Source organism: Rhizobium azibense, from assembly GCF_004342325.1.
GTDB classification, from domain to species: Bacteria; Pseudomonadota; Alphaproteobacteria; order Rhizobiales; family Rhizobiaceae; genus Rhizobium; species Rhizobium etli_B.
In genome coordinates, this window is sequence record NZ_SMBJ01000001.1 from 161298 (window position 1) to 175217 (window position 13920).

At 59.6% G+C, this 13920-nt stretch carries 13 protein-coding genes; 12 read left to right on the top strand and 1 reads right to left on the bottom strand.

All coding sequences use genetic code 11. The features are described 5' to 3' along the window. The first annotated feature begins 21 nt into the window (after positions 1 to 21). Positions 22 to 837, top strand: coding sequence for an oxidoreductase (locus tag EV130_RS00755; RefSeq protein ID WP_132549775.1), 816 nt, complete (start codon positions 22 to 24; stop codon positions 835 to 837). A gap of 528 nt (positions 838 to 1365) precedes the next feature. Here EV130_RS00755 and EV130_RS00760 read toward each other — a convergent pair. Then, positions 1366 to 2256 carry a LysR substrate-binding domain-containing protein gene (locus EV130_RS00760; protein ID WP_074065448.1) on the bottom strand — a complete coding sequence of 297 codons (891 nt, stop codon included), beginning with the start codon at positions 2254 to 2256 and terminating at the stop codon, positions 1366 to 1368. 140 nt (positions 2257 to 2396) lie between these two features. Here EV130_RS00760 and EV130_RS00765 point away from each other — a divergent pair, with 140 nt between their 5' ends. From EV130_RS00765 to EV130_RS00820, 11 genes are all read left to right on the top strand, one after another. After that, positions 2397 to 3158 carry an SDR family NAD(P)-dependent oxidoreductase gene (locus tag EV130_RS00765; protein WP_074065449.1) on the top strand — a complete coding sequence of 254 codons (762 nt, stop codon included), beginning with the start codon at positions 2397 to 2399 and terminating at the stop codon, positions 3156 to 3158. 23 nt (positions 3159 to 3181) lie between these two features. Then, a complete protein-coding gene (locus EV130_RS00770) occupies positions 3182 to 4021 on the top strand; it encodes a transketolase (RefSeq protein ID WP_132658952.1) in 840 nt (279 codons plus the stop codon). Beyond that, positions 4018 to 5055 (top strand): transketolase family protein, encoded by a 1038-nt coding sequence (locus EV130_RS00775; protein WP_132549769.1) that lies wholly within the window; start codon positions 4018 to 4020, stop codon positions 5053 to 5055. The genes EV130_RS00770 and EV130_RS00775 overlap by 4 nt, the downstream gene beginning before the upstream one ends. A gap of 61 nt (positions 5056 to 5116) precedes the next feature. Beyond that, positions 5117 to 6124: a TRAP transporter substrate-binding protein gene (locus tag EV130_RS00780; protein ID WP_132549766.1), complete on the top strand. Its 1008-nt coding sequence runs from the start codon at positions 5117 to 5119 to the stop codon at positions 6122 to 6124. A gap of 26 nt (positions 6125 to 6150) precedes the next feature. Further along, entirely contained in the window at positions 6151 to 6681 is a 531-nt protein-coding gene (locus EV130_RS00785) for a TRAP transporter small permease (RefSeq protein WP_132658954.1), read from the top strand. Next, on the top strand, positions 6678 to 7937 hold the full coding sequence (locus EV130_RS00790; RefSeq protein ID WP_074065453.1) for a TRAP transporter large permease subunit: 1260 nt from the start codon (positions 6678 to 6680) through the stop codon (positions 7935 to 7937). The genes EV130_RS00785 and EV130_RS00790 overlap by 4 nt, the downstream gene beginning before the upstream one ends. Before the next feature lie 10 nt (positions 7938 to 7947). Then, positions 7948 to 9450 carry an ATP-binding cassette domain-containing protein gene (locus EV130_RS00795; RefSeq protein ID WP_132658956.1) on the top strand — a complete coding sequence of 501 codons (1503 nt, stop codon included), beginning with the start codon at positions 7948 to 7950 and terminating at the stop codon, positions 9448 to 9450. Then, positions 9447 to 10451, top strand: a complete 1005-nt coding sequence (locus EV130_RS00800; RefSeq protein ID WP_074065455.1) for an ABC transporter permease — start codon at positions 9447 to 9449, stop codon at positions 10449 to 10451. The genes EV130_RS00795 and EV130_RS00800 overlap by 4 nt, the downstream gene beginning before the upstream one ends. Positions 10452 to 10491: 40 nt before the next feature. Next, complete coding sequence (locus EV130_RS00805; protein ID WP_074065757.1) at positions 10492 to 11469, top strand: substrate-binding domain-containing protein; 978 nt, start codon at positions 10492 to 10494, stop codon at positions 11467 to 11469. Between the two features lie 65 nt (positions 11470 to 11534). Further along, positions 11535 to 12428 (top strand): amidohydrolase family protein, encoded by an 894-nt coding sequence (locus EV130_RS00810; RefSeq protein ID WP_074065456.1) that lies wholly within the window; start codon positions 11535 to 11537, stop codon positions 12426 to 12428. A gap of 927 nt (positions 12429 to 13355) precedes the next feature. Beyond that, positions 13356 to 13919, top strand: coding sequence for a hypothetical protein (locus EV130_RS00820; RefSeq protein ID WP_132549754.1), 564 nt, complete (start codon positions 13356 to 13358; stop codon positions 13917 to 13919). Position 13920: the final 1 nt, after the last annotated feature.

Genomic DNA, 13920 nt, shown 5'->3' on the forward strand with positions numbered 1-13920 from the left:
TTAAAAAAGGAAGTGACCCTTATGAATACGACTAATCCTGGCGTCGCCGTGGTGACCGGCGCATCCTCCGGCATCGGACTTGCTACTGCCAAGGCCTTGCAAAATGCCGGCTTTCGGGTGTTTGGAACCAGCCGCCGCCACGTGGCTGAGAGATCTGACGGTATTACTATGCTGGTCTGTGACGTTACCGACGACATGTCCGTGGCGAAACTGGTCGAGCGGGTCCTGGCCGCGGCCGGCCGCATCGATCTCCTTGTCAACAATGCCGGCATTGGTCTGCTTGGCGCCGCAGAGGAGTCCTCGACGGTCCAGGCGCAGGCGCTGTTCGACGTTAATGTCTTCGGCGTTCTACGCATGACCAGGGCGGTGCTGCCGGCCATGCGCCAGCAGAGAGAAGGCAGAATCATCAATGTGAGTTCGGTGCTGGGCTTGATCCCGGCTCCCTATTCCACCGTTTATGCGTCGACCAAGCATGCCATCGAAGGCTATTCCGAATCGCTTGACCACGAGCTTCGTACCTTTGGCATTCGCGTCGTGTTGGTCGAGCCCGCCTATACAAGGACGGCATTTGAAGAAAAACTCGTCAAGCCAGACCAATTGCTTGACGTCTATGACGCCGCGCGCGCCACCATGAATGTGATCAACAAGAAAGCGATAGAAACCGGGGAGGCCCCGGAAGTCGTTGCGAGGACGATTGTCGAAGCGGCGAGCGCCGTCGTTCCAAAGAGACGCTACGCTGCGGGAAAAATGGCGCGACGCGTCAGTCTCCTGCGCCGTTTCGTCCCCGAATCCGCGTTCGACAAGAGCCTGCGAAAGCAGTACGGGTTGCCGATCTGACGACGATGAACATCCTGCACATCGGGGCCTCCAAGCGATCGCGGAACGGATCGCAGCATGGGCCGAGTAGCGGATCACTCGCCCAGCCGACGTCAGGACCTCGACAAGATCGCACGTTTTGGGGGTGCGCGAAACCGATCTTGGCAACGGGTTCCGTTAGCGGAGCCCTACGCCAACAGATCCGCGGTGGTGCAATATAGCCCTATATTCCGGACGACTTACTTTCCCATGTCGCACCGCGGCCATGGGCTCATCAGGCTCGCTAGATCGCGGCACGTCGCCGTGCGGAAAATTCTCTATTACGAGCGTGACTATCGTGGCACCACCATCGGATGCTCGCTACCTCAGGGCAGCCGCAGCGAACCCATCAATGTTGTCCAATCCGACGCTTACACCATGGTTCGCCATTGCCTCGAATAGGGAAGCAGTGGGATGTAGTGAATTACCGCGATCGGGCCGAGCTTCTTTGCGAATTAGCAGCAGTGGCTGATCGGCATACAGATTTCGAACCAGCCTTTGGGCAAAACATCACGAGCGCGGGGGCATTAGGTTCGCCTGCGATGTGATCCAATCGGCGAACACCTTCGAGAGCCGGCGCTGGCTACCAGCTTTCGGGTAGGCCAAGTAATGCCCAATGTAACGATTATCCCGGCTGTTGCTGAACGGGCGTACAAGCCGGCCACTGCCCAATTCTCGATGCGCGAGAGTGTTGGATTCCAGCGCAACCCCCAGGCCATTTGCCGCAGCGTCGACCGCGAGGAAACTTCTGTCAAAGCTCATGGCGGGAAGAGGGGCAGGACCGAGGTTGTTCAATTCGAACCAGTCGATCCATTGAATTCGTTTCAAGTCGCTCCGGATCAATGGCACCCGAGCCAGATCGCGTGGAGATCTCAGGCGTTCCGCCATTTCGGGGCAACAGAGCGGAGAGACGATCTCCTCCCCAAGCGGCACAACAATCAGGTCTTCGCGGTTCGAAGGCTCGCCATACACAATGTCAACGTCAAAGAGGCCGTCGACGAAACGAGCGTAGGTCGTGCTAGCAGCAACCCTGACCTCCACGCCTGCGTTCTGCCCAAGAAAATCTGGGAGGCGTGCTGACAGAACTTGGGCTGCGTAGCTCGGAGCGCAGTGGACTCGAAGCAGATGAGCCTTGTTGGATGTGATTGTCTCAACACCACGACGTAGCTCTTCGAATGCGTTCGAGGCGTGGCCCAGCAACGTCTGCCCGGCCAGTGTCAATGTCACCTTTCGGGTGCTCCGCTCGAACAACGAAGTCCCAAGGTCTCGTTCGAGCTTTGAAATCGCGTGGCTTACCGCGCTCGGAGAAAGATGGAGTTCTTCTGCGGCAGCCCGGAAGGACGCCAGTCGCGCAGCGGCTTCGAAGATGCGGACAGCGGAAAGGGAAGCCATTTGTAACATCCGATTAGTGAAGCAGATTCACCTACCGTTGTAAACTTCGCGTTTGTCCGAGCTCATCAAGTAGGTCAGGTTCAAGGCCACAAGACGACTGACTTGTTGACGAATTGCCAGATGCTCGGGACGCATCGGGAGGAGATTACATGCTATTGAATGGGAAGACTGCGGCCATTTCGGGCGCGGCGAGCAAGCGCGGCATTGGCCGTGCGACCGCACAGCTTTTTGCCGAACATGGCGCGCGCGTCGCCATTCTTGATATTGATGCAGACGCAGCAGTGGAAGCAGCGGCGAGTCTGCCTCGCGTGGCCGCCGGCGCTCACTTAGGATTGCGTTGTGATGTCGCGGACAAAGGCTCCTGTGAAGACGCCGCATCCAAGGTGATCGCCTCCTTCGGCTCCGTGAACACGCTGATCAACAATGCGGGCATCACCCAGCCTGTCAAAACGCTCGACATTACGGAAGCCAACTGGGAACGGGTCGTTGCCGTCAACATGACCGGGGTGCTTTTCCTCAGCCAGGCCTTCATCCCATACATGCGCGATAGTGGCGGCGGCTCGATCGCCTGCATGTCCTCAGTGTCGGCTCAGCGCGGCGGCGGCATCTTCGGTGGCCCGCACTACTCCGCGGCCAAGGCCGGCGTTCTCGGCCTCGCCAAGGCAATGGCGCGAGAATTCGGTCCAGCCGGCATCCGGGTCAACTCCGTCACACCTGGTCTTATCCAGACGGACATCACCGGCGGTAAGCTGACCGATCAGATGCGTGACGACATCATCAAGGGCATCCCCCTGAGCCGGCTCGGCGAGGCGGCCGACGTCGCGAATATCTACCTGTTCCTCGCATCGGACCTGTCGGCCTACGTCACGGGCGCTGTAATAGACGTCAACGGCGGCATGCTGATCCACTGAGGTCAATCAGGAGAAACATCGACATGACCCAGATTGGCCACAACATCAGTCTCACGGAACGCGCCCGCCGCATCCGGCGCCACGCGCTGCGAATGGGCGAAGTGCAGGGGCAGGGTTACATCGCGCAGGCGCTTGGCGTCGCCGACGTCCTTGCCGTGTCCTACTTTCACGCCACGAACTACCGGCCGGACGATCCGGAATGGGAAGGCCGCGACAGGTTCCTATTGTCGATCGGCCACTATGCGATCGCTCTCTACGCGGCTCTGATCGAGGCCAAGATTATTCCCGAGGATGAATTGGCGACCTACGGCACGGATGATAGCAGGCTGCCCATGTCCGGCATGGCCGCCTATACGCCCGGAATGGAAATCACCGGCGGGTCGCTCGGACACGGACTAGGCATCGCGGTCGGCATGGCCTTGGCGCTCAAGCGGAAGAACTCCTCTTCCTTCGTCTACAATCTGTTTTCTGACGGCGAACTTGATGAAGGTTCGACCTGGGAAGCGGCTATGTCGGCAGGCTCCTACAAACTCGACAATCTGATCGGTATTGTCGACGTCAACCAGATGCAGGCCGACGGCCCGTCGATTGGCGTACTCGACTTTGAACCGCTGGCACCTAAGTTCGAAGCCTTTGGCTGGTTCGTCCAGCGGGTCGAGGGCAACGACATCGATGCTCTCGTTAAGGCGTTCGACGCTGCTCGCCACCACACTGAGGCGAAACCCCGCATCATCATTTGCGACACCAAGATGGCAAAGGGCGTGCCCTTCCTTGAGGCGCGCGATCGAAACCATTTCCTTCGCGTGGAACCTCACGAATGGGCGGAGGCCCTCAGGATAATCGATGCGGGAGTGGAAGCATGAGGCGTTCGAAGTATATCCGGCCGACGCATCTTGAAAGCGGCAGCGACAAGCCCCGCCTGACGACGTCGGCGATGATTGCATCGATCGCCGGTCCCGATCAACCGACGAGATCCGCACCTTTCGGCAACGCACTTGCCGCCTTGGCGCATAAGGACGACCGGATTGTCGGCATGTCCGCCGACCTTGCGAAGTACACCGACCTTCATCTGTTCCGCGCTGCCCATCCCGACCGTTTCTACCAGATGGGGATGGCCGAACAGCTTCTGATGATGTCGGCCGCAGGAATGGCGCGTGAAGGCTTCCAGCCGTGGGTCACGACCTACGCGGTCTTCGCTTCCCGGCGCGCCTATGACTTTGTCTGCCTGGCGATCGCAGAGGAAATGCTGGACGTGAAGATCGTCTGCGCCCTTCCGGGCCTGACGACCGGATATGGGCCGAGCCACCAGGCTACGGAAGATTTGGCGATGTTCCGCGGTATGCCAAATCTCACCATCATCGATCCCTGCGATGCAAGCGAAATCGAGCAGGCAGTTCCTGCGATCGCAGCCCACAAAGGCCCGGTCTACATGCGATTACTGCGGGGCAACGTGTCGGTCGTCCTCGATGAGTACGGCTATAAATTCGAGCTCGGCAAAGCCAAGCTGATCCGCGACGGACGGGATACCCTGATCATCTCGTCGGGATTGATGACGATGCGTGCGCTCGAGGCCGCAAAGCTGCTTCAGAAGGACGGTGTCGACGTGGCAGTGCTGCACGTACCGACGATCAAGCCGCTGGATGAGGTGACCATTGTCGCCGAGTGCCGCAAGGGCGGACGGCTTGTGGTCGTGGCGGAGAACCACACGGTCATCGGCGGCCTTGGAGAGGCGGTCGCCGGAACCCTAATGCGTGCGGGGGTCGCACCTCCGGCCTTCCGGCAGATCGGCTTGCCGGACGAGTTCCTTGAGGCCGGCGCGTTGCCGACCCTCCACGACCAGTATGGTCTCTCGACCATCAAGGTAGCGGAGGCAGTCAAGGCCTGGCTTTCGACATGACGACACTGGCCGGTTGAGGAGATGCCGGCCGACCAAAAAAGAGCTTGTGATGGAGGATGATATGAGCTTGCAGATGAATAGAAGATTTTTCATGGCGACCGCGACTGCTGCGCTCGCGGCCCCGGCAATCGTGCTCTCAAGCCGATCCGCCAGCGCTGCGACTATGACGTTGACGCTCGGTCATGGAGCGGCGCCCGGCAATCCAAGAACCATAGCCGCCGCCAAGTTTGCGGAACTCGTCAAGCAGAAAACGGAAGGCCGGATCCAGATCAACGTCGCAGGGGCCGAGACGCTTGGAAGCGATTCCGCGATGCTGACCAGCCTGCGGACGGGCGCTCTGGACTTTACCGCCAACAGCCAGGGCGCCACCTCGGCCATCGTTCCCGAACTGAATGCGCTTGGACTGCCTTTCCTGTTCGAGAATACGGATAAGGCAATGGCCGTGCTGAACGGCCCCGTGGGAACTGAGCTCAACAAGCGCTTCGAGGCGGTGGGGGTCGTGCCGCTGGACTGGTGGGACAACGGCATTCGGCACCTCACGAATTCCAAGCGAAAGGTCACGTCGCCAGCAGATTTGGCCGGCATGAAGATCCGCACGCCGGCCGACCCGATGACGATCGACATCTTCAAGGCCCTGGGAGCGGGTACCGAGCAGATTGCGTTTGGTGAGCTGTACATTGCCCTGCAGCAGGGCGTGGTGGACGGTCAGGAGAATCCGCTCGCCAATATCGAAAGCTCCAAGCTTTACGAGGTGAACAAATTCATCAGCCTCACTGCCCATAAGTGGGAATCCACTCCTTTCCTGATGTCGAAAATTGCTCAGGCTCGCCTGGGCAAGGATTTAGAGGCTGTACGAGCGGCTGCCAAGGAAGCCGGGGAACTGCAGCGGAAGCTTTCGAATGACAAGGCCGCCGAGGTGCTAGGCAAGTTCAAGCAGAACTCTGCGGTCGAGGTTGTCGAGGTCGACCACGAGGCCTTCGTCAAGGTGACGGCATCGGTGGCCGACACCTGGAAGAAGAAGCCGTTTGGCGATTTCGTCGCCAAGGTGGAAGCCGCAGCAAGGGGCTGACGCCGCTCTTACGATCCGGAGGCCTCATGAGCAGGTTCTACTCAGCCGTCGATCAGGTCGCCGGCATCATCGTCGCATTCGCACGCATTGTCATCATCGTCAGTGGTATCGCGCTGACGGTGGTCACCACGGCCAACGTCGTCGCCCGATATGCATCCGCCAGCGGAGGCCTGTCATTCGCCCAGGAACTGCCGATGCTGATCTTCCCATGGTTCATCATCGCAGGGATCGTGATTGCCGCGCATGCTGGCGGACATATGGCGGTCGAGTGGCTCTACGACAAGCTCGACGGTCGTGCGCGAACGACGGCCCTCATCGTGGCAAACGCTATCAGTATCGCCGCGTTTCTGGTGCTGGCATATCAGGCGACCGTGGTTGCCGAGATCGCGGGGGCCGAACACAGCCCCGTCCTGCAGCTTCCGAACAGCATCGGATACTATTCGCTTTCGATTGGCGCGGTTCTCGTGTCCATCGTCACCGTCGCCGCGACTACGCGCGTTCTCCGCCTGGGCTGGGATCACCGCCTCGAAATCAGGCCCGAGGAGATCGCGCTATGACAATCGTCATGATCGTTTCCTTCTGCATCCTCATGATACTCGCCGTTCCTGTGGGGTATGGTCTCATCATCGCAGCGGGCCTTGGAGTGTTGTTCAACGGTTACGCCCCGCTCTCGGTCGTGGCCCAGCAGGTCTACGACCAGACCCAGTCCTTCCCGATGCTGGCGCTTCCGTTCTTCATGCTTGCAGGTACTCTGATGCTTGGCGGCGAACTGGGGCGTCAGCTCCTGGAACTCGCATCTCGCGCGATGCAGAGGTGGAGGGGCGGACCGCTCTCGACCACGGTCGTATCCTCGGTCGTCTTCGGCGGCGTGTCCGGCTCGGCCGTGGCGAATGCGAGTGCGCTCGGCTCCGTTCTCATCCCATGGCAGAAAAAGCACGGCTTTCCCCCGGCGCTCTGCGCTGCCAACAACGCGACGTCGGCCGTCATCGACGTCCTCATTCCGCCCTCGATACCAATGATCCTCTATGCCCTGATCAGCGGCGTCAGCGTCGGCGACCTGTTCATATCGGGGATCGTTCCGGGTCTGATCATGGCTGCGAGCTTCGTGTTCGTCTGCTGGTTCATCTCGGTCAGACGCGGTTACGAGGCACAGGCTGTGAAGGTAGGCACGCGGGAGCTTGGCAGACTGGCACTCCAGAGCCTCCCCGCGATCCTGCTTCCGGTCCTCATCATCGTGCTCCTGCGGTTCGGTTTCGCGACGCCGACCGAAGTTTCGGTCCTGTCCGTCGTCTATTCGCTGCTCCTCAGCATCCTGTTCTACCGCGATCTCACCTGGAAGCGCTTCTGCGAGAACATGGTCGAGGCCGGCGTGGCGACAGGCGTCGTGATGCTGGTGATCATGGGCAGCGCGGCGGTCGGCTGGGTCCTTACGTTCGACCAGGCCCCCCAGCACATGGCCGAATGGGTTTCCGCACACATATCCAGCCCGATCGTCATCATTCTCATGATGAACCTGATCATGCTCGTCGTCGGCATGCCGCTCGACATGCCACCGGCGATCCTCCTGCTCGGGCCGATCTTCGTTCCTCTGGCCGACTCCATCGGCCTCGACCGTGTACAGCTTGGCCTCATGATGGTGATCAACCTCGGGATCGGGCTCTATACGCCGCCGATCGGCACGACGCTCTTCATTTCATCGTCCATCGCAAAAGCTCCGCTCGGGGCGACTACAAACGAGCTTTGGCCCTACTTCGGGATGGCCATGTTTCTCCTGCTCGCGGTCAGCTTCGTGCCCGCTCTGACGATCTACTGAGGAGTGACCGATGAGCGAAACTTCTAAAAACGTCATTACCGTCCGAGGACTTACGAAGTCTTACGGCGCGACGTCCGTCCTCAAGGGCGTCGACTTCTCGGTTGCGCGTGGGGAGGTTCATGCGCTGCTCGGCGGAAACGGCGCCGGGAAGTCGACGATGATCAGGATCATCACGGGCGCGGCTTCCAAGAACGATGGAGATGTCCGCTTTTTCGACAGCGAAGGAAGGGAACGGAGCGAAACGGAAGGGAGGGTGAAGGTCGCCGTCGTGCACCAGGAACTGGCGCTCCTGCCGCATCTGACCGTTGCCGAGAACATCGCCCTACCGCATCACAGGAAGGGCGCGGCGCTGTTCCGGCGTGCAGCCGCGGCAAAACAGGCATTCGATGCCTTGCGGATGATCGATCAAGACTTCGCTGCCAAATCATTGCATAGGCTCGTGGGGAGCCTGAGCCTCCACGAAGGTCAGTTGGTCGAAATCGCCAGGGCGCTCTCGTCTGGCGCCGAATTGATCCTTCTCGACGAGCCGACCGCCAATCTCACCGCTCTGGAGACGGAGAGGCTGTTTGCGGTCCTGCGGCGGCTCACCCGGGAGAACGGACTGTCGGTCGTGTTCGTCTCCCACCGGATGAAGGAAATCAGGCAGATCGCCAACGTCTGTACGATCATCCGCGACGGCCGGACGGTGGTTGATCGCCAGCCGATGGAAGAGCTGACGGACGCCGGCATTATCGAAAAGATGGGGCATGTGGCAGCCTCTCATCCAACGGAACGGGCGCCGCGACCCGAGAATCAGCTCGACGCTTCTGCTGCGACGGACACCATCACCATCAAGGAGGCAGGTTTCAGGCTGGAACTGCTGCCGGGCACCGTACTCGGCGTGGCAGGCGCACCCGCTGGACCGGCGGCACTGATTGAAGCGCTGACAGGCGCCGCCCGAAAGAAGCAGTGGACGGTTGCGCGTGCCGGATGGCCGGACCAGCTGCGATCGCCACGCAAAGCCGCCCGCCTGGGAGCAGGATTCGTAACCGGCGATCGGGCACACAAGGGACTCCTTCACAGCCTTCCGATCATCGACAACGTCATGGCGTCCCGTCGCGTGACCAGGGGCTCGCTCCTCGCTGGCCGCTCTGAAGGGGCCGAATGCCTCGATTTGCTGAAGGCCCTGAAGGTCAAGACCGCTTCCGTCTGGGATCTGCCGAGCACGCTGAGCGGTGGCACGCAGCAAAAGCTCCTACTTGCCCGCTGGCTTGGCGTGCCATCCCGCCTGCTGGTTCTGGAGGAGCCGACACGGGGTGTCGATATCGGAACCAAGCGAGAAATCTATCAGCTCATCAGGCAGATGGCCGCATCCGGCACAGTGATCGTCTGGTGGTCCACAGAAAACGTCGAATTGCTGGAAGTCTGCGACCGGGTCATTGCGTTTGACACCGAAGGTCGATGTGCGGGCGTCCTTGAGCGAGACGACTTCAATGAAGAGAAACTCGTTACCCTGACTGGAATGGCCGCATGACCCAGGCACAAATCGCGCCGACAGAGGCGCCGACCGCACAAATCAGGCAGAGGGAAAGCCTCTTTAGCGCCTACAGGACCGAGATCGCGATCGCTCTGGCCATCGTGCTGCTGGTGCTGGCGGTCGGCTCGCAGGTTCCACAGGCGCTCACCTGGGGCAACTTCGCCAATATCACGCAGGCAGGCGCTCCTCTTATCATCATGTCGCTGGGCGTCCTTCTTGTCGTCGTCACTGGCGGTATCGACCTGTCGATCGGCTCGGTCTTCTCGCTGACGGGCATGGTCACGGCGCAGGCGATGGCGCACGGGCTTGGCGGCGTGTCTGCGAGCCTGATCGGCCTCTGCGTCGGATTGCTCTTCGGATCGATCAATGGCTTCCTTGTCACGATAGCTGGTCTTGCTCCGTTCGTCGTAACCTTGATTACCTTCGCCGTCGCAGGATCGCTGGCGTTCATCGTCACGAACGGACGCTCGATGCCGATCGGCGATCCGGACTTCTGGCTGCTCAACAGCGGCAACCTGATTCCTGGCATTCCCAACTACATCCTTTTCTGCGTTGTTCTCATGATCGCGATCGAGTTCTTCCTGAAGAAGCTGATTGCCGGACGCTGGTTCTATGCTGTCGGCAGCAGTTCGACGGCGGCCTATCTGCTCGGCGTTCCTGTCAAACGCACGAAATTCATGGCCTATGTCGCGTCGTCGCTGCTCGCATCATTTTCCGGCCTTCTGACTATCTCCTATATTCTGAACGCGGAATCCACGGCGGGGTCGAGCCTGATGCTCCAGGCCATCGCGGCAGTCGTGATTGGCGGCGCAAGTCTGCTCGGCGGCACAGGAACCGCGATCGGCGCGGTGCTGGGAGCCTTGATGATCACGGTCATCCAGAACGGCGTCAATCTCATAGGCATCAACAGCTTCTGGCAGGGGTCGGTCACGGGCGTCGCCATTCTCATCGCGGTCCTTATCGACCGTTTCAGCAAGTCGCGGCGGGGGGCCGTTTGACATCAACCCGGCAAAGCCGGTCTTTGGAGGAGGAATGGAAATGACAAAAACGAAACGCGCAGTTGGGTTTGTTGCCGGCGTCGCACTGGCGGTCCTTTCACTTGCGGCCGCCGCGCAGGCCGAGGAGAAGAAGACGGTGGCATATATCGCGCCGTCGCTCGACATATCCTACTGGCAGTGGGTCGGCTACGGCGTGAAGCAAAAGGCCAAGGAACTCGGCATGGACTACGTCGAGTACACTTCGGAAAACTCGCCGGCAAAACAGATGGACAACGCGCGGACCGCAGTGACCAAGGGCGTCGATGCCATCGTGATCGGCCCTGTCAGCTCGACGAGCACACCGCCGCTTCTCGCCTACTTGAAATCGCAGAACATCCCGATCGCTTTCGCCGGCATCGGCCCGCAGCCCGGCCAGACCGACTACACGTCGTCGGTAACGGCAAACAACTACGAGACCGGCAAGGCGCAGGGCGAATTCGTCTGCAAGCTTGCCAAGGACCGTGGCGGCAACCAGGTCGGCATGCTCTCATTGCCGCAGGACCGCGAGAATGCCCAGAAGTATCTGAAGGGTGCTGAAGAGGCGTTCAAGGCGAGCGGGTGCGACCTGGCGCAGATGCTGGAGACCAGGGGGCTCACGGTCAATGAAGCGGTCACGCAGGCCAATGACATGCTCACCGCCCATCCTGACATCAAGGCCATTTACGGGATGTACGACGAGGCCGGGACGGGCGCCGCAAAAGTGCTTCAGACCCGCGGGGTTACGGGCAAGGTCGGCATCGCGGTTGCAGACGGCAGCCCGACCACGATCGCTCTCCTGAAGTCGAACGCGATCCAGGGCATCTTCTTCCAGGAAGCGGTTGGACAGGGGATCGACGGGACGCAGCAGGTCTTCAATGCGCTCTCCGGCGCCCCTGTCAAGAAGGACCTTGCTCTGATCATGCCACTGGTGACGGCCGATAAGGTCGACTCGCCGGAAGCAAAAGCCGTCATCGCCCGGGTGTTCCCACCCGCCAACTAAGTGGTGCGGGACGCCGGCCGTTCAGGTCGGCGTCCTTTTCGGCGATTTCTTGAAGGGCAGCAGGCATGAAAGACCTCCCGATCATCGATCCTCATTTTCATCTGTGGGATCTCGACAACAACTACTATCCGTGGCTGTCGGACGGCGTGAAACCGTCCGCCTTCGGTGACTACACCGCGATCAACAAGACTTACCTCATCGAAGACTTTCTGGCGGACGCGAAGAATCAGAACCTCGTAAAGGCGGTCCATCTCGATGTCGGATACGACCCCAAGGATCCGACCGGCGAGACGCGATGGCTGCAGGGCGTTGCCGACAAGCACGGGTTCCCCCACGGCATCGTCGGATATGCTGACTTCCGCAGGCCCGACGTCGGCGACCTCCTCGATGAGCACATGTCCTACGCGAACTTCCGCGGCATCCGGCAATCGATGAACTTCCACGACGATCCCGCCAAGACCTACCTGACGGAGCCTGGAGTTAGCCGGACGCTGGAATGGCGGCGAGGGTTCAAGGAACTCGCTCGCAGGGGTCTCAGCTTCGACCTCCAGCTCTACTATTGGCAGATGGAAGAATTTCTCGATCTTGCCCGCGATTTTCCCGGGGTACAGATCATACTGAACCATACGGGCATGCAGGTCGATGGCCCGAGCCATTTCGAGGGGTGGCGAAATGGAATGCGCATGCTTGCGCAGGCGCCAAATGTTGCATGTAAGATCTCCGGTCTGGGCATGGGAGACTGGACCTGGTCCGTCGCAAGCATCAGGCCGTATGTGGAGGAGGCGATTGCAGCATTTGGCGTCGAGAGGTGTATGTTCGCTTCGAACTTCCCGGTGGACAAACTCTTCGGCAGCTACGACGAGATCATGGACGCGTTCAAAATCATCACCGCCAACTATTCTCCAGACGAACGCATTGCGCTGTTCCACGACAATGCTGCGCGGTTCTATCGGATATAGCCATGTCGCTAACCGCCAAAAAGGTCGGCCATGACCGCTGGCCACTTTCAAGCTATTTTGCAGACGGGATCAGTTAACGCCGTGCTCTCGGTCCGCGTTCCCGCTAGAAGGAGGCTTGATCAGCGGTTTCGCCTAATCGTTAGATCGAGCCAGTCAGCTCAAGCCTTCCGATCGAGGATGTCGATCTGCCGGTCGTGGTATGGAGCCAGGGGTGGGTTCCGGTAGGGGCGAAATGACACCATAAGGGAAATCATGTTGTATCGCAGCAGCCAAAAAAGTTGGGAAATTGGCCCTGTCCTTGCCCGACGATCTGATTCCATCCAGATCGCCTCCCATCGACAATTCGATAACCTGACTCGGTTGGCGATCAAACTGGAAGGGCGAGCTTTGCGGGAGTGCACCTGCCCGCAGTCGCTGATAACCCGCCTCCGGCATCATCGTGAGAACCAGCGGGCTTGGCAAAAATAATTTGTCACTCTCGCGCCCGGAAACTCTGCATCGCATAGAAGTCGGTGCCGAAGTCCAATTCCTGCAACTCTGCTGACAGCGGCGTGAAGCGGTCGTCTTCGAAATTGCCGACCTAAGGAAATTCTGGCGTCCGGTTGCCGGCTCGTGTAGCCGACGAAACCCATCACCATCACGAACCGGTCGTCGAGTTCGAAAAAAATCCGGGCACTCGATGCAGCGAGCGCCATGCTCACGGAAGTGTTCGGGGGTTCGACAGAGAACCAACATGAATTTCCAGTCGTTGCCGTTCTCGGACCCGTATAGCAAGCACGGCCGGGTCGCCGTCGATCGCGACTCCAAGAGGAATTATTACTGTAATCTCGCGTCCATCAACTGTTCATGAAGCCTCCACGTCTGCGTCAGAGATGAAATCCATATTCCTGTTGTCGCTCTCAACGAGCAATCTAACAGGAGAAACTCATGCGCTTTTTAGCGAAGGCAACTGCCGTAACAGCAACCATCCTGCTCATGACCGCAGGCGGGGTGAACGCAGTCGAAATTCACAATGGGTCGATCAGCGAAGCTGAAGTCCTCAAGACTCAGAAAGCCTGGGGCGAGGCTCTCATTGCCATCTCGCGTGAATATGAGGACAAAGGTGTGAAGCCAGCCCGTGATATGGCTGAGAAGGTGATAGATGCGGCCTATGGCTACCAGTTGGGTCCGGTTCTCTTCAAGCCGACACTGACGCAGGAGCCCCAGACCTTCCGGACCGACCGCGAGGGTGCACTATCCTATTTTGTCGGCCATAACCCGAAATATCCCAGCGATACTGGCTTTGCGCTGAAGGGCTGGCGCGAGGTCCACGTCGAGAACGCAGCCATTCTTCTTTATGGCGAGTACGCCACTACTCTGGGTAAGGTGTCCTTCATTAACAAGGACGGCAAAGTTACGACGGTCGACAAATCATGGACTTTCAAGAAGGACGATTTCGGGACGATCCGCATCGTCCAACACCATTCTTCGCTGCCTTACGCCGCCAAGTAAA